General features: G+C 58.5%; 15 protein-coding genes. 2 read left to right on the forward strand and 13 right to left on the reverse strand.

Annotation, left to right across the window (positions count from 1 at the left end; all coding sequences use genetic code 11):
- Positions 1-92: 92 nt before the first annotated feature.
- The 12 genes from M5R41_07570 to M5R41_07625 all read right to left on the reverse strand — a co-directional run bounded on the left by M5R41_07570 (position 93) and on the right by M5R41_07625 (position 18,882).
- A complete protein-coding gene (locus tag M5R41_07570; protein MCZ7556243.1) occupies positions 93-2,171 on the reverse strand; it encodes a T9SS type A sorting domain-containing protein in 2,079 nt (692 codons plus the stop codon).
- Between the two features lie 290 nt (positions 2,172-2,461).
- Positions 2,462-2,917 carry a SoxR reducing system RseC family protein gene (locus M5R41_07575; protein ID MCZ7556244.1) on the reverse strand — a complete coding sequence of 152 codons (456 nt, stop codon included), beginning with the start codon at positions 2,915-2,917 and terminating at the stop codon, positions 2,462-2,464.
- 7 nt (positions 2,918-2,924) lie between these two features.
- Positions 2,925-3,779, reverse strand: a complete 855-nt coding sequence (locus M5R41_07580; protein ID MCZ7556245.1) for an RnfABCDGE type electron transport complex subunit B — start codon at positions 3,777-3,779, stop codon at positions 2,925-2,927.
- Positions 3,780-3,782: 3 nt separating this feature from the next.
- Complete coding sequence (locus M5R41_07585; protein ID MCZ7556246.1) at positions 3,783-4,811, reverse strand: FAD:protein FMN transferase; 1,029 nt, start codon at positions 4,809-4,811, stop codon at positions 3,783-3,785.
- Positions 4,812-4,832: 21 nt separating this feature from the next.
- A complete protein-coding gene (locus M5R41_07590; GenBank protein MCZ7556247.1) occupies positions 4,833-5,579 on the reverse strand; it encodes a NusG domain II-containing protein in 747 nt (248 codons plus the stop codon).
- Between the two features lie 28 nt (positions 5,580-5,607).
- Positions 5,608-6,186, reverse strand: coding sequence for an electron transport complex subunit RsxA (gene rsxA, locus M5R41_07595; GenBank protein MCZ7556248.1), 579 nt, complete (start codon positions 6,184-6,186; stop codon positions 5,608-5,610).
- A 3-nt stretch (positions 6,187-6,189) separates the two neighbouring features.
- A complete protein-coding gene (locus tag M5R41_07600) occupies positions 6,190-6,870 on the reverse strand; it encodes an electron transport complex subunit E (GenBank protein ID MCZ7556249.1) in 681 nt (226 codons plus the stop codon).
- The gene (locus M5R41_07605; protein ID MCZ7556250.1) at positions 6,867-7,430 is read right to left on the reverse strand and encodes an FMN-binding protein; all 564 of its coding nucleotides are present in this window, start codon (positions 7,428-7,430) and stop codon (positions 6,867-6,869) included. The genes M5R41_07600 and M5R41_07605 overlap by 4 nt, the downstream gene beginning before the upstream one ends.
- On the reverse strand, positions 7,427-8,401 hold the full coding sequence (locus M5R41_07610; GenBank protein ID MCZ7556251.1) for an RnfABCDGE type electron transport complex subunit D: 975 nt from the start codon (positions 8,399-8,401) through the stop codon (positions 7,427-7,429). The genes M5R41_07605 and M5R41_07610 overlap by 4 nt, the downstream gene beginning before the upstream one ends.
- A gap of 57 nt (positions 8,402-8,458) precedes the next feature.
- Entirely contained in the window at positions 8,459-9,802 is a 1,344-nt protein-coding gene (gene rsxC / locus M5R41_07615) for an electron transport complex subunit RsxC (GenBank protein MCZ7556252.1), read from the reverse strand.
- Positions 9,803-10,505: 703 nt separating this feature from the next.
- Positions 10,506-13,508 (reverse strand): hypothetical protein, encoded by a 3,003-nt coding sequence (locus M5R41_07620; GenBank protein MCZ7556253.1) that lies wholly within the window; start codon positions 13,506-13,508, stop codon positions 10,506-10,508.
- 2,020 nt (positions 13,509-15,528) lie between these two features.
- Positions 15,529-18,882, reverse strand: coding sequence for a T9SS type A sorting domain-containing protein (locus M5R41_07625; protein MCZ7556254.1), 3,354 nt, complete (start codon positions 18,880-18,882; stop codon positions 15,529-15,531).
- Between the two features lie 1,240 nt (positions 18,883-20,122).
- On the opposite strand from M5R41_07625, the gene lysC reads away from it, so the two are divergent.
- Together lysC and lysA are read left to right on the forward strand one after the other, a co-directional pair.
- Positions 20,123-21,505 (forward strand): lysine-sensitive aspartokinase 3, encoded by a 1,383-nt coding sequence (gene lysC / locus M5R41_07630; protein ID MCZ7556255.1) that lies wholly within the window; start codon positions 20,123-20,125, stop codon positions 21,503-21,505.
- 81 nt (positions 21,506-21,586) lie between these two features.
- Positions 21,587-22,861: a diaminopimelate decarboxylase gene (gene lysA, locus M5R41_07635; protein ID MCZ7556256.1), complete on the forward strand. Its 1,275-nt coding sequence runs from the start codon at positions 21,587-21,589 to the stop codon at positions 22,859-22,861.
- 340 nt (positions 22,862-23,201) lie between these two features.
- On the opposite strand, the gene M5R41_07640 is transcribed toward lysA, so the two are convergent.
- The gene (locus M5R41_07640; protein ID MCZ7556257.1) at positions 23,202-23,939 is read right to left on the reverse strand and encodes a hypothetical protein; all 738 of its coding nucleotides are present in this window, start codon (positions 23,937-23,939) and stop codon (positions 23,202-23,204) included.
- Position 23,940 lies beyond the last annotated feature (1 nt).

Consider the following 23,940-nt stretch of genomic DNA (forward strand, 5'->3'; position numbering starts at 1 on the left):
TAATACCGGCGCACACCCTGCGCGGATGCACAGTAACCTCCCCAGTCACGGCGAGGGATGCGCGGTCCGCCAACCGCATGCGAGCACCGTCCTCAATGCACGAGGACGCGCCGCAGCGCCTGCTCTCCGCCCGACCGCAAGCGGAGATAATACACACCGGAGGACATCCCCCGTGTGTCGATAGTCATCGTCTGTCTGCCGGAAGTGCGCATCTCGTCCGTATGCGTGCGGATCGTGCGCCCGAGTACATCCAATACTTCGGCATGGACCGTCCCGCTTTGCGGGCCGCTCCACTCTACGCTGAAGGTAGATCCGGCCGGAGATGGCCAGGTGCCGTGTATCCGCAGCTGCGCCGGTTGTGCCGCGGGGAAATCCGCCGTGGTAATCGACGTCAGATCGAGCGAGAACAATCCCGGCAGGCTGCACGCGCCCAGGTACAGCCGCCCGTTTATCTCCTTCAGTTCGGCACGGCAGACGGTGGGATCCACAAAACTGGCCGGTGGAATTCCCTGGCTGTACGGTTCATACGAAGCGAAATCCGGAGAGAGGCGAATAACTCTGTCGTCGCGTGTGAGAGCGAACACACCAGCCCCCGTGGCCGCGACTGCGAACGCAGGTTTGCCGTATACCGTGCGCCACTTCGAGAGCGAGGGATCAAACGTGTGCACGCCGTTCTGCGCCGCAGCGATGAGGAGTCCGTTTGCGAAAGCCAGACGGTAAATGTACGTCGGAAAGCCACCGCTGGTCTCCAGATCCCAGGTAGCGCCGTGGTCGCGGGAGATGAATAAGCCCATGGGATGCCCGGCATAGAGCGCGTCCCCGACATCGAGAAAATCGAAACACTGCCAGAAATCCCAGATGCGTACATGCTCCCAATCGCCTGTGCCGGTCTTCGAGCGCGCAATGCCGAAGCCGTTGATGCTCACGATAAGGTATTCGCCGCTGCGAACCAGCACGCCAAGCATCTCGTGGCTTTCCCAACCCGCGCTGTTGCGCTCCCAACTCCGTCCGAGATCGGACGACATGAGCAGCGCGCCGGTGTTGGAGAGATATAACCGTCCCCGATCAAAAAGAAAACCCATGGGTGTCTCGTCAACTGGATAGTGTCGCATATCCCAGGTGCCAGACTGTGCGTCGCGCATATATATTTGATTATCCTTCAGGCTGTGCGCAAGCAGCCCTTCCGCTGTAGAAACGACATTTGCCACACCGATAGGAAACACGCCATGCGAGACGTACGTCCATTCCCCGCCGCCGATGCTCTGCCACAGTCCCAGATTGGCGACACCAGCGAGCAGAGTATCGCCTGAAGCCTCGATGGAAAGTACCGCGCGGGCGTAGGGCGTGATCGCGGAGGCCCGCGTCCAATGTACCCCGTCGTCGTCCGAATGGAACACACCAGTGCCGGTGGCCACACTCCACCTGCCGTTCGACCAGGTGATGTCATTGACGTTCTGCCCCGCCAACATGGTGGCGTGCCACGAAAAACCGCTGTCCACAGACCGATAGATCACGGCGGTGGGTGCGGACACACCGCTGCCGCTCTGTGTGCTCAGCAGTACAGTCCCTTGCGGCGCCGCGTGCAAACGGAGCGGCTTGAGCGACAGTCCTTCGTAGCGCTGCCAGGTCGATCCATGGTCACTGCTCCGTTGCACACCGCCGGCGTCGCCCGCAAGCAACCACGCTCCGAGCGAGACCATCGTCCGCGGAATAACGGTGCCGGACATCTTTGACCACCCTTCCCCGTTGTTCGTTGAGCGGTACAGATACGAGTAATTCGCCGCAAAAAGGTCGCCACCGTGTCGGATTATGGTCCTGATGTCGCTGGCGTCCTCCCAGTCCACCCGTCTGGTACGCCAGCGCACTCCACCGTCGTCGCTGAGAAAGACGCGCCCATCTCCGCCGACAAGCAACCTGCCATCGGTTTCAAAAAGTCCGTTCGCGACGGCGTCTCCATCGGGGATGTCGCTTCGCACCCATTGACGGGCGTCATGCGAACCAAGCAGGACGAACGTTCTCCGGGACGGAAGAGCGACAAAGCCGTTCGCACTTTTCATGATCTCAACGATGGATCCGCCGTACGGACCACCTTCATCCACCCACAGCGGTTGCGCGTCGAGTAATACGGGGAACAGGAGCATCGGCAGGAAAGTCAGTCTCACCAGCATCATGCGTACCTCCAATTGCAATGGCGAATGCAGGAGCGAATTCCGAAATATCCCTATCCCCGGACTAAAGCGCAATGCAAAAAAAAGCGTAGAGTGTAGTGCAGAGAGCACGGCCGTGGTAATCGGACCTACCCGCAAAAAATGAGACTGAATGTAGTACCGAACGGTGCACCCGCTTTCGTTGTGCACATAGATGCTCTCTACGGTCTCTCTGCTCTCCGCTCTCCGCTCTCCGCTCTCCGCTCTCCGCTCTACGCTCTCTGCTCTCCGCTCTCCGCTCTACGCTCTCCGCTCTACGCTCTCTGCTCTCCGCTCTCCCGCACCGACACGATATCCGGCATGAGGGATTTCCGTCGCAGGGCGTCGCTGCCGAGGAAAACGAGCAGATAGTACACCGCTGCGAGTCCGATGCCCAATGTGAAGGCCCACAATTCCTGACGCATTATTCCAGGATCGAAGAGATAGGTACCGGTCAGAATCCCCGCAAGGATGAGCAGCAGCGGAATACCGTAGAGTAAACCCGCCGCCGCGAATAGCGATTCTCCCCGGATGCGAATGCGCACTTCGTCTCCGACATGCACACCGAAGGGATCCACGGCCTCGACGTGGTTCTCGTTCTGATCACCGACGCCGCAGATAATTTTGGCAGTACATTCTTCGCAGTGATCCGAACGCAACACGGCGACGGTGGCGTTACCCTGCCCCGTCGCCGTCACAATACCATGTTCGTAAATGTCTTCGCCGCGCATGGCCGCGTCAGTTCGCCTGTTCCGGCGTAGTCTCGGTCAGCCCGGCCTGATGTTGCGCGAACGCGTCTTTCAGATAGCAGATCGCGCTGGTCTTGCACTTGTCGAAGGGAATTTTGTCGGGATCGAAATTGTCCCAGTTGATCACGGCCAGACCATCCTGCATCACGATACCGCCGTCGGATTTACGCGCGCAGATGCCGCAGCCGATGCAGGCCACATCGCACACCGCCTGCGCGGTCTTCGGATCGTAGTGATTCTTGCAGAACACGAACACTTCCCGGTCAATCGGGTGCATCTCGATGATATTGCGCGGACAGACCTTGGCGCACATGCCACAGCCGGTACACAACGCGTCAATGACGATGGGTAAACCGTTCTCGTTGAGATGAATGGCGTTAAAGGTGCACGCGTCCACACAGTCGCCGCCGCCCATGCAGCCGTACTGGCAGAGCTTCGTGCCACCGCTGACGAGATCCATGGTCGCACAGCTCTGCGGGCCGCGGTACTCCACCATTTTTTTCGCGGCTTCGATATTGCCACCGCGGCAGAGCACGCGGGCGACGATTTTCACTGCCGCGCCCGCTTCGACACCCATGACGGTGGCAATGGCATTGGCCACGTCCTGCCCGCCGACGGGACAACCATTGACGGCTGCGGTGCCTTCTACGATATTGACGGCAAAGTCGTAACAGCCGGCCTTGCCGCAGGCGCCGCAGTTGGCGCCGGGAAGTACGTCGTTGACCTCGCCGATGAGCGGGTTTTCCTCAACCCGGAGTTTTTTATCCGCTATAGCGAGCGCCCCGGCGAAAAAGAAACCCAGGCCGCCCATTGTTGCTACTGCGATCAGGAGATTGACATCCATGTGCTACCTCGAACTATGCTTGTCGAATCCGGGCGTCGTATACACAGCGCCCCGGTCGTCGATGATCATTCCGTCAATATGTTTCTGTTGTGTCAAAAATTCCATGCCTTTCGCCGGCCCCATCACAAACACCGCGGTCGCAAGTGCGTCAGCGGTTGTGTTGTCCGGTGCGAGAACGGTCACGCTGCGACAACCGCTCGCAGGTTTGCCCGAGGCAGGATCGAAAATGTGGTGATAACGCTTGCCGTCTTCCTCGAAAAACTGCTCATAGTCTCCGGAGGTGGCAATGGATCGCGAGTCGATTCTCACGCTTGCCGCGAGACGACGCTCTTCCCGGGGGTGCTGCACGCCGATAGTCCATGTACCTCCGACCGAACGAATTTCCCCGCCGGCATTGACCAGCCCTTCGCGTACGTCATGCGCTGCGAGCACCGCCACGGCTCTGTCCACGGCGTAGCCCTTCGCGATGGCACCGAAGTTCAGCGCCGCTCCCCCGTTCAGACGCACACGCGCGCTGTCGAGAATTTCTACATGACGCCATCCGCTGCGGGACAGAGCTTCTGTCAGGCGCTGGGCATCCGGTATTGCGGGCGCGTCATCGTCGAAGCCCCAGACCTGCACCAGCGGCTCGATCGCGACATCGAAGGCGCCCCCGGTGTTGCGATACAACGTATCGCAACGACGGAGCAAAGCATACACCTCGTCAGGGAGCGTCACCACGTCGCCGCCGGAACGATTTGCTCTCCACACCGGGCTGTTACGCAGGTAGGTGGAAAACAGTGTGTCAACGCGCCGGACCTCTGCGAATGCCGCCGTCATGGCCCGGTCCGCAGCTTCGACATCCATACCGCGTATCTGCATTTCGATAACGGTACCCATGGCGATTTGTGTGCGGACGCGTTCCTCATCGGCCGGGCCGCCCCATTCGCGGACAACGATAAAACTGATGATGAACACCACGACGAGATACGCCGCAAGCATGATTGCCCGACGGGTGGTGCTTCGGCGTGGTTGCATCACTTCCTTGCCCATGCGGTGCTCACCGTGCCTTTCTCAGGCCTTCTCCACGCGCAACAGAATCCGGTTCGGCGCGCAGGCAATGACGTCGCCCGAACGGCTGGCGCTGCCGCGACGGCACAAGGCATGCCGGCAGGTGGAGGAATGGACATGCGCTCCGTGTTCACTGATCGTGACACCAGTGGCACCCTGCGGCCCGCGTACGGTAAGCGTACGATGACGGTTCATGGTGATTTTGTCCACCAGACCCTGTTCGTTTTCTATCACGAGCACCTGTCCGCCCGAAAGCAACCCGGCCAGCGGAGCGGATTCCGTATATTCCGCGGAGATCTGCCACCGAGCGGCGCTGCCATGCAGTTTATCGCGAACCGTCGAAAGATTGCTCGTGAAATCACGCTCGGGCGCGTACATGCGTTTGCGATCGTCGAGCACGAGAACGTCCGCCGGTACGGGGTCCGTGAGCGGCTGCATGCGCAACACGATGTTGCCTCCGCCAAACAGCGGACCGCTGCTGTGCGACGCACCGCGCATGGCAGACCGGATCACGCCCGTCCAACGCGCATCGGCATGGATGACGGGTGTGAGCGCGCGCGCATCCTCCGGAAGTTCGGCGAGAAATGCGCGGAGCACATCCGCGGTGAGTTGATCGCTGTCGGGTACGAAGCCGTGCATGGCGAAGCGTCGCGCAGACGCGTCACGGAACAGACTTCCCGTACCCGCGCCCGCGCCGATGGCGACAGCGGTAAGGCCGGAGAGTTTCAAGAAAGAACGGCGAGAGATCATTATATACTCCTGTAACATTTTTCGCTGTTTACACGGTAATCATTCCGGCGAAGCCCATGAAGGCCAGCGCGAGCAGACCCGCGACGAGCAGGGTAATCGGAGCACCCCGAAAGGAGGTGGGGACTTCCGCAAGATCGAGTTCCTCACGTATCCCGGCCATGATACTGATGGCCAGCGTGAAGCCCGCGCCGGCTCCTATACCGAATACGAGACTTTCGATAAAGCTGTAGTCCTTCAATACCAAAAAGAGCGCAAGCCCGAGTATGGCGCAATTGGTGGTGATCAACGGAAGGAATATACCGAGAGCGCGATACAACGGCTGACTCACCTTCTTGATCACCATTTCCACGAATTGCACCAGGGAGGCGATGATGAGGATGAAGGAGACATACTGCAAATACTCGACCTGAAACGGAACCAGCACAAGATGGTATATCAGCCAACTCACCGTTGCGGTAATCACCATGACGAAGGTCGTGGCGAGCCCCATGGGAAACGCGGACGAGAGCTTGTTCGACACCCCGATGAACGGACAGATGCCGAGGAAGTACGCCAACACGAAGTTATTGACCAGCGCGGCGGAAAGAAAGATCAAAATGAGTTCCATCGTCTATCCCTCCTGTACGCTTGCGGTGGAGACAGTCTCTTTTTCCATGTACCCCGTCACGATCGCCTTTTCCGCCTTTTTCTTGCGTGACTCGAGGAACGCATTGATTGTCCCCATCATCACACCAAGAGTGAGAAAGGCACCTGCCGGGAGAATCATGATCAGCCAGGGTTCGAAGGCATTCGGCAGCACCTGCATGCCCAGGATGGTCCGTGATCCGATGATCTCGCGAATACCGCCGAGGGCAAACAGCGCAAGCAGGAAGCCCGACCCCATGCCAAGCGCGTCGAGCACCGAACGCAGAGGATTGTTCTTGGACGCAAATGCCTCCGCGCGACCCAGGATGACGCAGTTGACCACGATCAACGGAATGTAGGGACCGAGGGACTTGCTCAGGTCGGGGAACTGCGCCCGCATCACCAGATCCACGATAGTCACGAAGGTGGCGATGATCACGATGTAGGCCGCAATGCGCACCTGCGTCGGTATGACTTTACGGACGAGAGAAATGATGAGACTGGAGAACACCAGCACGAAGGTCGTTGCCAGGGCCATCGCGATACCGTTCATAGCGGATACGGTGACGGCCAGTGTGGGGCACATGCCCAGCACTTGTTTGAATACGGGATTGTTGTCCCAGATTCCCTTGCTGTACTCTGTGAAGAGCGAGGTCTGCTTTTTCATTTCGTACCTCCGGGCAACGCCGCTTTCAGTTTCGCCATACCATCGTTCACAATCGCGACGATAGCTTTGGACGAAATGGTGGCGCCGGTGATGGTCTGAATTTCATTTTCCTTTGTCGGTGGAGCGCCTTTCACCCAGGCCACGTCCGGATCGACGGTCAGATCCTTGAACTGGGACGTGAACGGTTCTTCGGTGACCTTGGTGCCCAGCCCGGGCGTTTCGACCTGCTCAAGCACTTCGATGGAGGTGATGGTGTTGACATCCTCTGACAGACCAATCATCATGCGGATCTTTCCCTGGAATCCATTGCCTTCCCAGGGCAGCGCATAGCCGATGGGCTGCTGCGCGGCGTCGAACACCTTGTACAGCTCGAATTTCACCGCTTCCACTTTTTCGTAACTCTTGCCGTCGGGTTGTACCAGAAATATGGCACGCTCTGTGTCGGCCTTTTTATTCGCCGCGATCAGTGGATTGGCCCAACTATTGATCATGGACAATCCGCCGCCGGACACGATGCCGATGATGCTGAGCACCACGAGCATGGAGATGATCGTTTTCATTTGCCTGCCTCCCCGAATATCGCGGGTCGTGTATACCGATTGATCAACGGCACGAAGGCGTTCATGAAAAGAATGGAATACATAACACCTTCAGGCAAACCGCCGTACACGCGGATCACGACAATGATCAACGATATGGCGAGTCCGTATATCCACATTCCCAGACCCGTCACCGGTGAGGTGACATAATCGGTGGCCATGAACATCGCGCCGAAGAGGAAGCTGCCGGCGAAGATGTGAAACAGCGGATTCGGCGCGGCCGGATCTATGAGCCAAATGGCGCCTCCGAATACCAGAACGCCGACGAGCATGGACAGCGGGATGCGCCAATTAGCGACGCCGGTCACGAGCAGAAAACCCCCACCGAGCAACACGGCGATTGCCGATGTCTCCCCCAGCGAGCCGCCGACATTGCCGACGAAAAGTGATTCAAAACCGGTGAGCACGTGATCGAATTTGAACGCCGCGAGCGGCGTAGCCTTGGAAACGGAGTCCACCGCGAAATTCGGTATCGTCCATGTGGTGATGGCAACCGGAAAAGCGGCCTGCAGAAATGCGCGGCCGGCCAGCGCGGGGTTGAAAATGTTGTAGCCCAGACCACCGAACACCATTTTCCCCAACGCGATGGCGAACACCGAGCCCAGCGCGGTGAAGACCAGCGAGAAATTCGGCGGCAGAATCAGCCCGAGCAGCAGGCCGGTTATGACCGCGCTGCCGTCGCTGACCGTGACGGGTTTTTTCATGAGGTACTGGATCAACGCTTCGGTACCCGCCGCAAAGACCACCGCCGTGGCGATCAGCAGCAACTGCGTGAAGCCGAAATAAACCACGGCCGAAATCACGCAGGGGAGCAGCGAAAGAACCACGAACCACATGATCTGCTTCGTCGTCCAGCGGGAATGCATGTGAGGCGACGACGTGATCAGCAGATCGCGTCCACTTGGTGCCTCTGTCACTGTGACTGTTGACATACGTTTGTGTATCGTGTTCGTGAAAAAAGTTGCTTCAAGCCGTACTTTACCGTGCCGCTACGCTGTCGCGCGTTTGCGCTGCATCTGAATGACGCGTTGCTTGCCGAGGCGCAGCCATTGGACCAACGGGATATGCGCCGGACAGGTGAAGGCGCAGCTCCCGCATTCCATACACACGGTGATCCCCTCCGTTTCCGCCTCCTCGAGCTTATTGACCTGCGCCAGGCGCGCCAGGCGCGTGGGTAAAAGATGTAACGGACAGGCGTCGATGCATTTGCCGCAGCGCAGGCAGGAAGTTTCCTGTTCACCTTTCGCTTCGGCCATGGTCAGCACCACAATGCCCGAGGTCGCCTTCATGACCGGTGCGCTCAAATCGTGCTGCGCCACACCCATCATGGGACCGCCCACAATGACCTTGGCGGCGTCGTCCGTCAGACCGCCGCAAAAATCGATGACATCCTTCAACGGTGTGCCGACAGGAACGATGAGGTTCTTGGGATTGCGAATTCCGCGACCGGTCACTGTCAGCGCGGCGGTGATGGAGGGCTCGCCTTTCGTCACCGCGTCCCAAATCGCGACAGCGGTGCCGATGTTTTGAATTACCGCGCCCACATCGAGCGGAAGTTTTCCGGGCGGGACCTCGCGGCCGTTCCAAGCCTTGATCAGCATTTTTTCCGCGCCCTGCGGGTACTTGGTCTTCAGTGGACACACGATGATGCCGTTCTCGCCCGCGGACGCCTTCTGCATCGATTCAAGGGCGGCGGGTTTATTGTTCTCGATACCGATTACGCCGGACGCAACGCCGAGGGCTTTCATGATCAGTTTCAGACCACCGACAATCGCCTCGGGGCGCTCGATCATGAAACGATCATCGCGCGTCAGGTATGGCTCGCACTCGCAGCCGTTGAGAATGACGACCTCGATGTGTTTCCCTTCCGGCGGACTCAGTTTCACGAAAGTCGGGAAGGCGGCGCCTCCCTGACCGACGATGCCGGCATCCTTGACGCGCTGGCGAATCTGATCGGGAGTGATGCTGTCCACGTCAAGAGGCGGCAGGAGTATGGGGGCTGGGGCTTCTTCGCCTTCCGCGGGAGCGGTGGGCGTAATAACCAGCGCCTCTTTTACGAAACCGCTGCTGTTGCTTTCGCGTCCGATACTTTTCACGGTGCCGTTTACCGGGCTGTGCACCGGTGCGGAAATGAAGCCATCCGCCTCGGCCACGACCTGCCCTTTGACCACCGCGGCGCGTTTTTCCACGAGTGGTTTCGCCTGCTTGCCGAGATGCTGCGACAGCGGCAGAATAATCACACCCGGATCGGGCATGATTTCGAAGGCGCAATGTTCGCTGAGTTCTTTTTCTTCCCGGGGATGAACCCCGCCTGGAAATGTTTTAAGATTCATGATGCGCAGGAAGTGTGATGAGGTCGATTCGGTTGGAGGTGCGTGTATTGATTTTGAAAACGGAACCTGTTTCATCCCGAGGGATCGTTACAAAAATCACAATTTCAGCAATGATTTCAAAACCAAATCGTCCGCTATTTCGTCGGATTTGGATTTTATTCCCGGGAGGAGCCGGGGTGGGGTACTCTGACAGCCGCAGGAGAGCACGGGTGGACGGGAGTGCGCGAATCGTAGAAGCGCCTCGTTCCGAGAGGAGAGCAGAGAGCACGGCCGTGCGGGGGCGCTCGCACGGTACAAGTGCCTCGGTTCGGGAGGAGGCAGAGAGCGAAGAGCGGAGAGCACGGTCGTGCTGGGGGCGCGGCGCAAAGAGCAGAGAGCAGAGAGCAGAGAGCAGAGAGCACGGTCGTGCGTTACGGATGTCCGCACAAAGAACTATAACCGCTGCCTGGCTCTTGTGTGTATCCGACGCCACCCGCCTCCCAAACAAAGGCACTTGTGCAATTCGAGCGATCTTGCACGGCCGTGCTCTCTGCTCTCTGCTCTCTGCTCTCGGCTCTCTGCTCTCGGCTCTCTGCTCTCGGCTCTCTGCTCTCGGCTCTCTGCTCTCGGCTCTCTGCTCTCGGCTCTCTGCTCTCTGCTCTCTGTTCTCGGCTCTCTGCTCTCGGCCGCACCACCGCCCGTACAGACGCCCGACCGGGCGTCTCTACCGCACCACCACCGCCCGTGTTGCCTGGGCCCCCGCACCGATCATGCGAATGAAATACATCCCGGGCCGCAAACGCAATGCCGATGGCACGATACGCAGCACGGAATCCGCCTCGGGCATCACGCCTTCCTTCACCACCGCCACCTCTCTGCCCAGCGCGTCATACAGCATGATGCGCACATACTCGCCCGCGGGGACATTGATGGGAATGCGCGCTTCGCCGTTGAGCGGCACGGGCTGCGGCCAGACGGGACCGAGGCCGAATGATATGAGCGGAGCCGGCGACTCGACACCCACCAATCCTTTGATGAGGTACGTCACCGCCACATCCTTCGGGAGGTTCGGTGCTTGCCCCGCGATGGTCAGTGCCGTTGCGTGCAGGCCGACGGGCAGCGCGGTGCTGTTGGGTTGCACGGCGATGCGGGCGGCGTGATCGCCGGAGACGGGATCGGCATTGAGCCACCACTGGCCGCCTTGCGCGATCCACGGCATGGAGAGGCCGCCGCCCGTCCAGAGCTGCACGTGCTGCGCGGCGGGGAGCGGATCGTTTTGCTCGGCCTCGAAATGCAGATGCAAGGGCGTGAACACCATGCCGCCGGAGGCGTCTTTGAGCACATGCACGGTGTGATCGCAGCCAGTGCTACTGCCCTGTTCGTCGCTATACCAGGTGAAGTTCACGGCATACGCTCCGAAGTCCGCCAGCGCGGGTGTGGTCTTGAGCGTCCACCAGCGCGTGTTGCCGTCGCCTGGACGCAACTCGCCGAAGCTGAGCGTGGCGCTGTCGCTCACGAGCTCGAATTCCGGAGGCAGCGTAATCGTAGCCGCGCAGTTGTGCAGCGCCACGGTGCCCGTGTTGGTGGCGATGTAGGAGATTTCGAAGGGCTCGGGGATGATGCGTTCGTAGGCCTCATCGGCGTGCAATGAGTCATGACCGGAGACAACGCAGTGCGTTGTCTTTACAGGAGGCCATTCCTCGACGATGATCGATGTCGTGCACTCCTTCCATTCGCCTTGCTCAAGGGAGCGGTAGCGGATGGTGATGTGCTGCGCTTCGGTTGCGGAGGCTGGCAGTGGCCGCAGCAGCCATTGCAGTTGTGCGCTGCTGTTGCTGTCGATGGAAGCGAGCGTCTTGATCGGCGTCTCGCCCGACGCGAGTCCGAAGCGCGGGGCGGCGGTGAGATCGATCTCGGCCTCGATGCCCGTCTCCGGTGTATCGAGAATATTGTGCAGTTCCAGCGTTATTGGTACGGGATCGGGGTTGTAACCCAGCGGTTCGCGGACGAAGCGAACGGTGTCGGGTGCAGTGATGTCGCAGCGCAACCCGTCTATGCCGGGTATATGCATGTCGTGCGTGCACACCGAGAGCAAGCTGTCGGCGGCGCCGTAGGCGGTGACTTCGAAAGTGGCCGTACGCTCGTTGCGCAGGACCAGTGGACGCAGGTGCCATTGCCTGCTAATCTTGCCGCTAGGCGCGAGCGTGCCGCCGGGTTGCGAGAGAGGGTCGAGCGGGAGGACGCCGGCACCGGATGAGATTGCGAGATCGACGCGGGTGATGGTGACGGGAACGGTTCCTACGTTTGAGAGCGTGTAAGCTAATTGTACATTTTCATGATATTCGAGTTGCTGTTCCGTCAAGACTTGCGGAGCGGCGATATCGCAGACGAGGGATTGATCGAGTATGCACAGCGGAATACGCACGCCGCATTCACGCCAGGTGGTATCGAGCGCGTCGCGGTACTCCCAGCGGATATGCTGTCCGGTATCGCTGGATGGCGCCTGAGCGAGCTCGAACACCCAACGCGACGCGTGAGCTGACCGTGCGGGGATGCTGAACGCGTCCAACTCCGCTTCCTGTCCCGCGCGGAGACGCAGATGTGGAGCGGCGGAGAGATCGCAGCGCAATTGCACATTTGCCAGCAACGTGTCGCAGGCGTTATCCAGTGAGAGCAGCAGGACCAGACTATCAGGCAGCAGGACATTTCGCCGAATATCGTACATGGCCGCGCTGTCGCCCGCGACCGAGCATAGCGGCGCGGGCACGGCGGGTATATACATTTCCATCTCGCAGACGGATACATCGAAGCCCCATTGATCATCCGCCTGAACGCGTATGCGCACGGTGCGCGGATAAGGACGCGCTTCGGCCTCCAGTTGCCAGACCTGTTCCTGCGCGCCACCCGGCAACAATGTCCGTCCCGGACGCGATGCGGGTGTAATAGAACGCACACCCATGCCCATTCCCACGCTCAGTTTGAGCATGGCCACGACGGCGGTGTCCCCGCCGATATTGCTGAGCCGATAGCGCAGTTCGAAGGGGTTGGGCGCGAGAGTCGTTCGCGACACGGTAAGCGAGTCCGGACCCTCCAGCGTGCAGCGGAGCATCGGTTCCTTGTCTTCGTAGAGCCGGATGGGCAGCTCCGCTTCGCAGGTACCGATACCGGGCGGACAGTCTCCGGCCGCCTCGGGCTCGGCGTAATGTATGCGCACGCGTACGGTACCATGCCTGAGCGCATACCCCCGCCGCACATGCACGCGCCAAGAGTAACGCAGCTTCGCGCCGTACACGACAATATCGGGCGTGGGCTGTACCAGCAGACTTTGATCGGTACTATCGAGCGCAAGACCATCGGGTAATTCCAGCTCAAGGTAACGCGCCCGATAGGGCTGATAGTCGAGCGTATTCTCCACCTCCACGGTGACCAAAAAACTATCCGGGTCGGCAAAGCCACGCCTGGATGCGACGCGGATGGAGTCGGGAAGGATGATGGAGCAGGTGAGCGGATTGCAGAGGCCGTCGATGCGGAAGCGGGAGAGGAATACGTCCAGGACGCCACCCCGGAACTCGGGAAGTGCAGCATTTTTTATGGCGAAACCGAAACACTCGGCGCGGTATAATCCGGTGGTGTCGAAGTACTTGTGGAGTGCGTAGAAGTTGCTTCGTTTGTCGCCAGCGATCTGATAGGTAGGATTGGTGCTAGGATTCTTTAGCCATGTGATCATTGCAGGTTCATTAGCGCTATTGTCCAGATACACAAGGTAGGAGTAACTGCAGAGAGTCCAGGGCGAAGTAGTGATCGGGTTCAGCAACGGTAAGGTTACAGTTTGTTCGGCAACACCAAACAATAATGCATTGGAGCACGCATCATGATTTATCACAAGACCAGCATTCACCTGTCCGCGAAATCCGTAGGAACTTTGCAGAATAACCCCTGTTGGAGATAGTTTTAAATAAACTGGTTGGGGGTGTCCGTCTATTGATGTTTGGAAGGACTTAATCGGATGCCAGTTCGGTGAAGTTGTGCTTCCAGTCACATGAAGATTGTCAAAGTGATCGATTCGTACGTTTTCCAAACTGGATTTCCAGTCTCCGCTACCAAGAAGTTTCGAGAACGAAATGCTTTTTCCATCCGGAGACAGCTTGGTTGCAAACAACGACCCTAGTGATGAAGTATCACTTGGGTGATTCACTAACGGAATATCGTTCATTCCAGCAAATCCTGTCAATATTATATTCCCTTTCGAATCGACCATCGGAATCATATCTATGCCTCGCATCGCCTGGAGCGGTTCAAGTATTGCAGATGATTCCTGATACCAATTCGGGCGTTCAGGGTTTCGCATTGGGAAGCGGGAATTGTTGCCATCAGGTGCAAGCCAATAGCTCCCAAACACGATATTCCGGAGATCTGGCGTCAGCTTCACCACGGCGGCCGCAAGCAAAGCGGGATACCCCGTATTCTGAATGGTGGACTGAACGCTCCCAGGCGTGATGAACCAGAGAGAATCATGCATTACCGCACCCGTGATGATAACATCCCCCGAGGCATCAACACAGAGTGCTTCGGGGGCGAACAAGCCCGGACCGCTCAGATAAGTGCTCGCCGAAAGTGTTCCGTTCGAGTTGAAAACAACAACTGTGGCTATCGAATCAGATGAGCGAGTTGTTTGCACTACAGCAGGAGTGATGGGAAAATCCTTTGAGTCCGTAGCTATTATTGTATATATTCGTGAACCACACACACTGAGTCGGTAAGTGTCGGAGGGAAATGTATATACAGCGCTTCGGCCCCACCCCCAGTAAAAAATTCCTCGCTCCTCCATGCCGCTCCCGCCGATATACGTCGAAAACAATATTCGTCGTCCGTCGCAACTCAGCTTCAGCAAGTAACGGTCATATCCACCTTTCATAACAGATTGATATGAATTCGCGAGAGGAAAATCCACGCTGTTGGTCTCGCCGGTCACATAGATACTGCCCGCGTCGTCGAGCGCCATGCCGTACGAATACTCGATGCCGCCTCCGCCGATGTATGTACCCAGATTCACACTGAATGTGAAGGAAAGCGAATCAGCCGAGCGTGATATCGTATTATTTGATTGCCCGGGTATGAGCAGGCGGCCTGAGGGATTCTCTGGACTCTGCTCCAGAAGACGGACACTCTCAAGACTCTCCTTCGACTGAGCACTGAATGTCAGCGCTAACCCTCGAGCTGTGTTCTCCATTTCCGCGTTGACCCCGGGCCACAACTCGGTATATCCGACGCGTCGATGGGTGCTCACATGTTCATGCCAGGTATTGTTGTCGGAACCACGATAGAAATGTGCAACGCCCTCGCTGGTGTCGAGCGCCCGGATATGACTATGCTTTGACGGCCGGATAAAACTGATTCGCCGGACATCGTAAAAGGGACCATCATCCGCTGAGCGCACCTCCCTTTCAATGCTCGCATTCTCCGCAAACCGCTTTGAACGTGTGTACAACGTGATACAATCGTCTGTGAGCATCGCGGCGTTGCCACGTACCAGCAGTCCATACTTTACGCTCGCATCCCATTGCCCGACGTTGCGGATAAATTCTGCGGGTGGTGCGAGCACCTCCGGATGACTGATTTGTGCGAGGAGATCGGTAGCATTTACCCATAGAAGCAAAATACACAACGTGAGTAAGCGCAGCATTTTTCACACCTCTCGAATATATACAAGCCCGCCGGGATCAGTGCGATCCCGGCGGGCAAGGTGATTAACGTAGGACGATAAAGGAAGTTAGAGTGCGACCGCCCGCGGTGATCGCGCTCACGAAATACGTGCCGGAAGGTAGCTGTCCGCGCGGCAGACCGGCGGCTATCGACGTCAAACCTTCGCGCAAGACTCCGTCATGCAACTGGGCCACGGTGCGCCCGAGGGCATTCGTGATAAAGACTCGCGTATACTGTTCACGTTCGCTCGAGAGAAGAACGGTAATAGCACCGTCGGTGCCCACCGGATTCGGGTACACTGATGCGGTGAGGTTCAGTGGCGATGCTTTCTCGCTCCGCTTCTTCCAACCGATGTTATCGTCGTCGATACGATACATGCGCGTACCCATGGGGCTGGCGGTGCCGCCCCAGGTGTCGAGCCAGAAGGTCGAGAATGTACCATCGTCGGAAGGTTGGATGGTCGGACGGAGTTGATGGTACATTCCCGGACCCGGCGCGACCATCATTTCCTGTGTCCAATACAACCCGCGATCGACATTAACCTCGTATCCCGCCAGTTGACTGTAGATTTCAGTCGGGCGGGGAGGAGAGCAGCTTGAGGTTTCTCCACCTCCCTGCCAGACAACCATGCCCAACGGTTCCTGTCCCGGTATGGGATACTCCATCCTTGCGATGTCGGGCCAGGTTTTTTCCGTAAGGTCCATGCTCAGTACGAGCGGTCCACCCTGCGGAACCGAGTGGGTATTCGAATAGAAGTAGACATGCTCGGACAGCACGCGATTGCGCAATTGCGACATTCCATTGACATACTCCTGATTCCAGGCGATGAGCATACCGCCTACATTCCCGCGGTCATAGTTGTCCGAAACGATGCTGGGTTGCGAAGCGGTGGCTATACCACCATCCGGCCAGGGGATACCGATAAAACGCGTGCCGGCGTTCGCCTGTGAACCATCGTAGGATGAGATGATCAATTCCGGGTCCAGGCTGGGCAAGGCCATCGCGTAGACCAGTATCGGTCTGTGCGGAACCGGCCAGGCAAGGTCCACGTCTATGTCGTAACCGTTGAACTCGGTGTATTGTAAACCCTCATCCTGGTATGCGACGAAATATGGGTAAACATTGTCCTCCACCATCGAAGTGACATTAATGTACTTGGTGGGTGGAACTGTCGTACTTTCTGTTCGCGAAAGGATGTGAACTCCACCGTCACCATCCGAAACTATTTTAATTTCGAAGTACTCCGGTATTGTACCGCCCATCGGGATCGGGGGAGGGGACGCAACCGGAGCGAAGGAAACGACATCCATCCGATACAACACTCGTTCGCGCGCCGCTCCAGTCTGATTGATCGCGACGATTATAGCTCCCTCATCCCACGAGTTCTGTATCGAGGGAGGAGTGAAAACAATGCTCGGTTCAATCATACCCAGACTGGTCGCTGGTGGGGTGAGGGTAAGCCTGCTCACCACACCATCGTAGCGTATGTGTCCATAGACTACTTCCTCGATGCTTCCGGCGAGATTGTACTGCTGCCAGGCCACCTGAGCGCCGCGGCTTCCGTCAATCGAAACATCCGCGTGTCTGGCGTTATCCGTGACGCTCGGGTCGCTCACGAGGACTCCGCCAAGATCCCACCTCGGCACGCCGTGCTTGTCGAATTTCTGTATGTACACCTGACGTCCTTGGTTGGGATATCGGATTTCATCCCAAACCACAAAGACGTTGTGTTCTTCGTCGGTGGCCATGCGGTAACTCTGTGCGTCGCTGATGTTCGTGACCTTGGCCCACATATCGCGCCAGCGCATGGCCGCGGGACCAACACATTCGCCGGAAAGTTGACAGTGGATATCCCAGTCGTTGCGATTGTCGTTTACTATAGGCTGTCTGCGGCGGTCCTGGAACACCATCACCTCGCCGCTGACTTCCGGCAGGACTTGGTCGCCCTTGGCCTCCGTCACCGGCCAGCCGTTGTACGGGCGCTGAAAACTCCACGATGGTATCGTCGCTTTTTGGTGATGAATATCCGCATTCGCATACCCACCCTGATACTGGCCGGGCGTGCGCCAGGCGATGTTCACCTCGTCGCCGCCGTTGATATGATCGAGCGCGTGCTCGGTCTGATCGCCGCCGAGAGCGCACACAAGCTCGCCCGCGGAGCCGGAGGGATTGGCCAGAGTGATGAATCGGGTATCGAACGTGCCCCCATACAGATCGATGCCGCTGGTCTGCGCATCGCGCAAATCCTGCCACACCACGCTCACGTAGGGGATGTACGGATCGCCGTAGTTGGGTGAATGCTGTGGATTTTCATAGATAACCGGGATGGGGAGGATTTGCGAATCCCCCATGTCGCAGATCACCTCGCCGGTACCCGGATTGCTCACCGTGCCGCTGGCGTAGATCACCTGGGCCATGATATCGTAGAGCGGCGCATTCGGATCCTGCCGTGCATCCTGCCATACCACGATTGCGCGCGGCTGATCGGCTGTTGCCTCGGCTCCGCCGCAGACGATGCGGGGATGCAGCTGATCGGCGTCTATCGCGGCCATGGGAATGTCGTTGCCGCCGTACTGTCGGACTCCGTCCGCGTCGATGTTCGTGGCCATCACATTCCAGTAATCGACGCCGTTGCCGTGGCGCGTCTGGTCCTGATACGCTATCACGCAGCCGGCTTTGACCACCTGATTCGCGTCGAGTTTGAAAATGTAATCGCGGGCGATTTCGGGATACTCCTGATCGTTTCCCGGACTTGCCGATACCGGTATACCGTTCTGCACCCAGTTGACGCCCTGCGGCCAATTGCCGGTGGCGCTGAGAATGTACTGCGCGTACACCAGCCGTCCGCCGGAACCCGCCGTTGCGGAGCGGTGATCAAGCCAGGTAATGTACGCCCCGTCGCTGTTACCCGCGATGCGCACATGCTCCACGTTGCCATCGAGATCGCGCACGGGCATACCGTCCGCCAGCCAGTTCGGGTCCAGCGCGCCGGTGGTCGCATCGAGCCGCTGCGCATAGATGGAGGTGTAGTAGCCGTTTCTGGCGTCCAGCCAGGTAACGATCACGCCGCCGAGCGAATCATACGCCGCCCGGGGTTCGATCTGCGCTTCCGCGGCGCCGCATACGAGAACGCCCTCCGGAGGCAGCCACTGCGGCAGGCCGGTGAAGTTGTCGATCTTCTGACAATAGATGTCGAAATCCGATCCCTGACCTCTGTCGTCCTGCCAGAAAACGATGGTGTAGTCGGCTTGCGACGGCCGGGCGACGGTGGGATTGATCTGATCGCCGATGGCGCCGCAGGTGAGCGGATCCTTCCACTCCACTTGAGCAATTGCGCTATGATCCGGGATGATCGCCATCAGGCAGAGGAGGAAGGCGACACCGCAGAGGCATCGCACGATAAAATCAGTACAGCGGACAGCAAAGGCACTGTACTGTACTGTACTGTACTGTACTGTACTGTACTGTACTGCTGGAAGGTTTTCGGTTCATCAAGGTACTCCTCGTAAAGAGAATGGTAGGTAAAAGTGTGATAATTTGCAAACCGTCTTTTTGGACCGGTATGCGTGCAATCGGGTTTTGAGCGGTATCCGCAGGGGTAAGAGCGCATTATTGTCGCGCTTCGCCGCATGAAGTTTTCCGCTCATCAGTCCGGACGGTCACTCCCGGACTCCTCGGGTTGGGCGCGCATTATCCGCGCGATCAGGTTGACGGTTTTGTTGCGACCGCGGGGCGGCCACAACCGGGAGAGCGAGGCGGCGGGAGCATGAATGATTCCATCACAACATCACACGAGAGCATGACTCCGCGCCTCCGGCGTCAGGCTGAGCGCCGCGTTCATAGTGCGTCACGGCGCTCTATCCCATAAATAGAACCACTCGGGTCCGGTGCTGAAAATGTCTTGAAAAAAAAAGAGGTCACTTTTTCGTCCCCATCGAAAATGGGCCGGAATGGGCGGTTTTGTCTTTTACGGACGCACGGAAATGACAAATAGCGGAGAGCAAAGAGCGGAGAGCACGGCCGTGTGGGGGCGCTCGCACCGTACAAGTGCCTCAGTTCGGGAGGAGGCAGAGAGCGAAGAGCGGAGAGCACGGTCGTGCTGGGGGCGCGGCGCAAAGAGCAGAGAGCAGAGAGCAGAGAGCACGGTCGTGCGTTACGGATGTCCGCACAAAGAACTATAACCGCTGCCTGGCTCTTGTGTGTATCCGACGCCACCCGCCTCCCAAACAAAGGCACTTGTGCAATTCGAGCGATCTTGCACGGCCGTGCTCTCTGCTCTCAGCTCTCTGCTCTTTGCTCTCTGCTCTCGGCTCTCGGCTCTCTGCTCTCGGCTCTCTGCTCTCTGCTCTCTGCTCTCTGTTCTCGGCTCTCTGCTCTCGGCCGCACCACCGCCCGTACAGACGTCCGGCCGGGCGTCTCTACCGCACCACCACCGCGCGCGTTGCCAGGGCCCCCGCACCGATCATGCGAATGAAATACATTCCCGCCCGCAGCTGCAATGCCGACTGGATGCTCTCCGCACCCCGCTTCGGCCACGATGTGAAGACCGCGCGATACTCCGCCGTCCGATGATTATCCGCGAAATTCCGTATTTTTATGATTCACCCGAACGGGTGCTTTGAACATGGATATGAGAACATGATCATCATGAAATTCGGCGGGACGTCCGTGGAGGACGCGAACGCCATCTCCAACGTTTGCGAAATCGTCAAGGGACGTCTGAAACGCAGGCCTGTCGTCGTACTGTCGGCGGCGTCCGGTATCACCAATGCGCTGATTCGCTGCGGCGAGCTGGCGGCCACCGGCAAACGCAGCGAAGCCCAGGCGGTGCTGAAGGAAAAGATTATTGACCGCCATTACGAAATCATCCTGAATCTTATCCAGGGACTCAAGGAGCAGGATGCGCTGATCCGCCAATTCAAGGGATTGGACGAGGAACTCAGCAGTCTGCTCTACGGCATTTCCATCACCGGCGACCTCTCGCCGCGCGTGCTGGATTTCGTCATGTCGTATGGCGAACGCATGTCCACGGCGATCGCCGCCATAGCAATGCGCGAGCACGGAGTCAAGGCCGAGCTCTTCGACGCGCGTAAATGCATGATCACCAACAGCGGTTTCGGGAAGGCTGAGCCGATGCTCGCCGACATCGCCGAGGCCTGTACCACGCACATCCGTCCCCGTGTGGAGAAAGGCATTGTCCCCGTCCTGCAAGGGTTTATCGGCGCAGACCGGCAGGGTGTGACCACCACGCTCGGTCGTGGCGGATCGGATTACTCGGCGGCCATTTTCGGCGCGGTGATGGACGCGGAAGACATCGAAATCTGGACTGATGTGGACGGGATTCTCTCCGCGGATCCCAACATCGTGCCCAACGCCCTGCGCATCCGGGAGATGTCCTTTCAGGAAGCGGCCGAGCTGGCCTATTTCGGCGCAAAGGTACTGCACCCCAGCACGCTGCTCCCGGCCATAGAAAAAGACATTCCGGTGTACATTTTCAACTCACGCCGGCCCCAGACCAGCGGCACGCTCATTCGCCGGCAGGTCGCGTCCTCGAGTGTCGCGGTAAAATCCATTTCCTACAAGCGCGGCATCACCATTCTCAACATCTCCTCGACGCGGATGTTGGGCAGCTATGGTTTCATGAAAAAGATCTTCGACATTTTCGCCGAGTATCACACCTCGGTGGATCTGGTGACGACGTCGGAGGTCAGTCTTTCCCTCAGTATCGAGTCCACTCCCTCGCTGGAGCCGCTCATCCGTAAACTTGAGGAATACGGACAAATTTCGGTGCAGAAACACAAGGCGATTATCTGCATCGTGGGCGAACGGCTTAAATCCGAGCGCGGGATCGCGGGGCGGGTGTTCGGTCGTCTGCGCGACATTCCCATCGACATGATCAGCCATGGCGCATCGGAGATCAATCTGACCATGGTGATCGACGATGCGCGCGTACCCGAAGCCGTACTCGAATTGCATGACGAATTTTTCTCCACGATTTCGGAACCGGGCATTTTTGAATAAATGCAACGGCTCGGTATTTTCTTCAATCAGCCGCAGTACAGCACGCCGCACCTTCTTCACTGAACATTGAAAGGCCTCGCTATGACCTTCGCAGACGGCTTCTCCTACCGTGACGGATCGCTGCACTGCGGACCTGTCCGTATCGCCGACATTACACGGGAGACCGGCACTCCGGTGTGGGTGTATCATTTCGATTCCATCGTCGCACGGTACCACGAACACCGCGACGCTTTCGCGGGGCTGACGCATCAGACCTGCTATGCGGTGAAGGCGAATTCTTCGCTCGCGTTGCTGCGGATGCTTGCGCGCGCGGGTTGCGGTTTCGATGCGAACTCCCGCGGCGAATTACATCGCTGCCTCACAGCGGGCGCCGATCCCACGCGTATCATCATGACTGGTGTGGGTAAATCCTCCGCCGACATCGCCGCAGCCCTCGACGCGGGCATCGCCTATTTCAACGTCGAATCCGCCAGCGAATGCCGACTCATCAGCGAATTAGCAACCCGGCGCGGGGTGCGCGCCAACATTGTCCTGCGCCTGAATCCCGACATCGAGACGGACACGCACCCCTACATTTCCACCGGCGAGGCATCGCATAAATTCGGACTCAATCCCGCCGATATCCGTACGCTGGCATCGCAGGAAAGCTGGCTGCCGGGCGTGCGCATCGCGGGTCTGTCCTTCCATCTCGGATCGCAACTCGTCAGTACCGATCCCTACCGCGACGCGCTCCGCCTGTTGCTCAAAGTCCTCGACGATATCACACCGCTGCTCCCCGAAGCACCGGACGTGGTGGATGTGGGCGGCGGCTTCGGGGTGCCGTATGCGGCGGACGAATCCGCACTGTCACCGGAGTCTCTGGCCGATGTCATACGCGATGTTCTTGGCGACCGCGCCGCGTCCATACAGCTGATCACGGAGCCGGGGAGGTCGTTCGTGGCCAACGCAGGTGCCCTTTTCTGCTCGGTCGAGCATTTGAAACCCTCGGCACCGAACCGCACCTTCGTCATCCTGGATGCAGGCATGAACGACCTTATGCGGCCCGCGCTGTATCAGGCCCGTCACGCCATCATTCCCGTGCAACGCGACGAGAATGCGGAGCCGATGCTTTGCGACGTGGTCGGACCTGTGTGTGAAAGCAGCGACGTCTTTGTAGCGGGAACGGAGCTTCCCTCCTCTCTGCAACGCGGCCAGCTTGTGGCGATTCTCTCCGCAGGCGCATATGGGTCAAGTATGAGTTCCACCTACAACTCCCGGCCCCTCGCAACCGAGGTAGCCGTCGTGGGCGACGCATGGACAGTCATACGTGAGCGCCAGACGCTGGACGATATGCTCCGCGGGGAAAAGCTGCGCTGATGCGATTATTGGCAGGTACCCTGTCCTGAATACCGTCGGGACATGATCCCTGAACTCAGGGATAGGCGCCCGTGAGCAGATCGGGTCAAGTTCCATTTCCGTCACTGACATCCTGAATCAGCCGGTCTCGCAGCCCCGCCATAGTTGGCCAATCCTAATTCGGATATTGTTGACACGGGCCGCTTCGTACATCTCCGTTGGTTGGTGTGATACGAGCCGAGGCCAACACGTCGAAGTGAAAAGCCGGCATTACGAGCAATGAGACGTGCGTGTACGCTGCTTCACATTCTCTTCAACGACCGCAGCGGTACGATACGCGCGGCTTTTACCCTGCGTGCTCTTACAGCCCTACATACATCCCGAGTGTGATCTGAAATCCGGCCACGGACCATGAGGACGCGGTACGGACATTCGAAAGGGCTATCGAATAGAGAACCTCCGGATTCACATACATCCCTCGTGTGACAGGCAACAACGCACCCGCGCCGAGACGCAGGGAAAGCCAGGGAGAGGCGTCCGGGATCTCTCCGTCCACCAGCGTTCTGCTTGTCGATCCATCGAGAAATCGCACATCGGAGGGCGAGGTTATCGTCGTGGTATGCGTCCACTCACGTGTCAGGGGGATATGCAACGCGGGACCGGCTGACAGATACAGGCCCGGGCTCAGCACGAGATACTGCATTTCCGCTTCCAGCGTCAAGGTGGAGAGGCGGGTGTCGAGAGCCTCGTCCAGATCCACATATTCGATGGAGTTGGCACTGGATAACATGGGGTAGGCCAGACGGACACTGGAGAATTCTCCGTCATGCCGCTCCATGCCAATACCGGCGCGCAGGGAGAACGGGCCACTCAGGTGAAATATACCCCTCGCACCGAGTACCAGGCCCGCACCGGTACCATCGGCGAAGGTACAACACTCGTACGCGCCTTCGTATGTTGTGATGGCTCCGCTGTGCCAGGCGAACTGAACTCCGCCGCCTATCCCGAGCAGCAGAGGAGGAACACCCTCGTCAGGTGATTGTGCATACACGGAATGACTGAGCGTGTACAGAACAACGATAATGATCAGCTTTTTCATG

This window comes from Bacteroidia bacterium (assembly GCA_027493955.1).
GTDB lineage: Bacteria > Bacteroidota > Ignavibacteria > SZUA-365 > SZUA-365 > JAOSJT01.

Excerpts from the sequence above, each read along its gene's own strand:
- M5R41_07575 (MCZ7556244.1), bottom strand. The coding sequence starts at position 2,917 with ATGCGCGGCGAAGACATTTACGAACATGGTATTGTGACGGCGACGGGG.
- M5R41_07610 (MCZ7556251.1), bottom strand. The coding sequence starts at position 8,401 with ATGTCAACAGTCACAGTGACAGAGGCACCAAGTGGACGCGATCTGCTG.
- rsxC (MCZ7556252.1), bottom strand. The coding sequence starts at position 9,802 with ATGAATCTTAAAACATTTCCAGGCGGGGTTCATCCCCGGGAAGAAAAA.
- M5R41_07585 (MCZ7556246.1), bottom strand. The coding sequence starts at position 4,811 with ATGGGCAAGGAAGTGATGCAACCACGCCGAAGCACCACCCGTCGGGCA.
- M5R41_07605 (MCZ7556250.1), bottom strand. The coding sequence starts at position 7,430 with ATGAAAACGATCATCTCCATGCTCGTGGTGCTCAGCATCATCGGCATC.
- M5R41_07640 (MCZ7556257.1), bottom strand. The coding sequence starts at position 23,939 with ATGAAAAAGCTGATCATTATCGTTGTTCTGTACACGCTCAGTCATTCC.
- M5R41_07600 (MCZ7556249.1), bottom strand. The coding sequence starts at position 6,870 with ATGAAAAAGCAGACCTCGCTCTTCACAGAGTACAGCAAGGGAATCTGG.
- M5R41_07570 (MCZ7556243.1), bottom strand. The coding sequence starts at position 2,171 with ATGATGCTGGTGAGACTGACTTTCCTGCCGATGCTCCTGTTCCCCGTA.
- lysC (MCZ7556255.1), top strand. The coding sequence starts at position 20,123 with ATGATCATCATGAAATTCGGCGGGACGTCCGTGGAGGACGCGAACGCC.
- M5R41_07620 (MCZ7556253.1), bottom strand. The coding sequence starts at position 13,508 with ATGATCACATGGCTAAAGAATCCTAGCACCAATCCTACCTATCAGATC.
- M5R41_07580 (MCZ7556245.1), bottom strand. The coding sequence starts at position 3,779 with ATGGATGTCAATCTCCTGATCGCAGTAGCAACAATGGGCGGCCTGGGT.
- rsxA (MCZ7556248.1), bottom strand. The coding sequence starts at position 6,186 with ATGGAACTCATTTTGATCTTTCTTTCCGCCGCGCTGGTCAATAACTTC.
- lysA (MCZ7556256.1), top strand. The coding sequence starts at position 21,587 with ATGACCTTCGCAGACGGCTTCTCCTACCGTGACGGATCGCTGCACTGC.
- M5R41_07590 (MCZ7556247.1), bottom strand. The coding sequence starts at position 5,579 with ATGATCTCTCGCCGTTCTTTCTTGAAACTCTCCGGCCTTACCGCTGTC.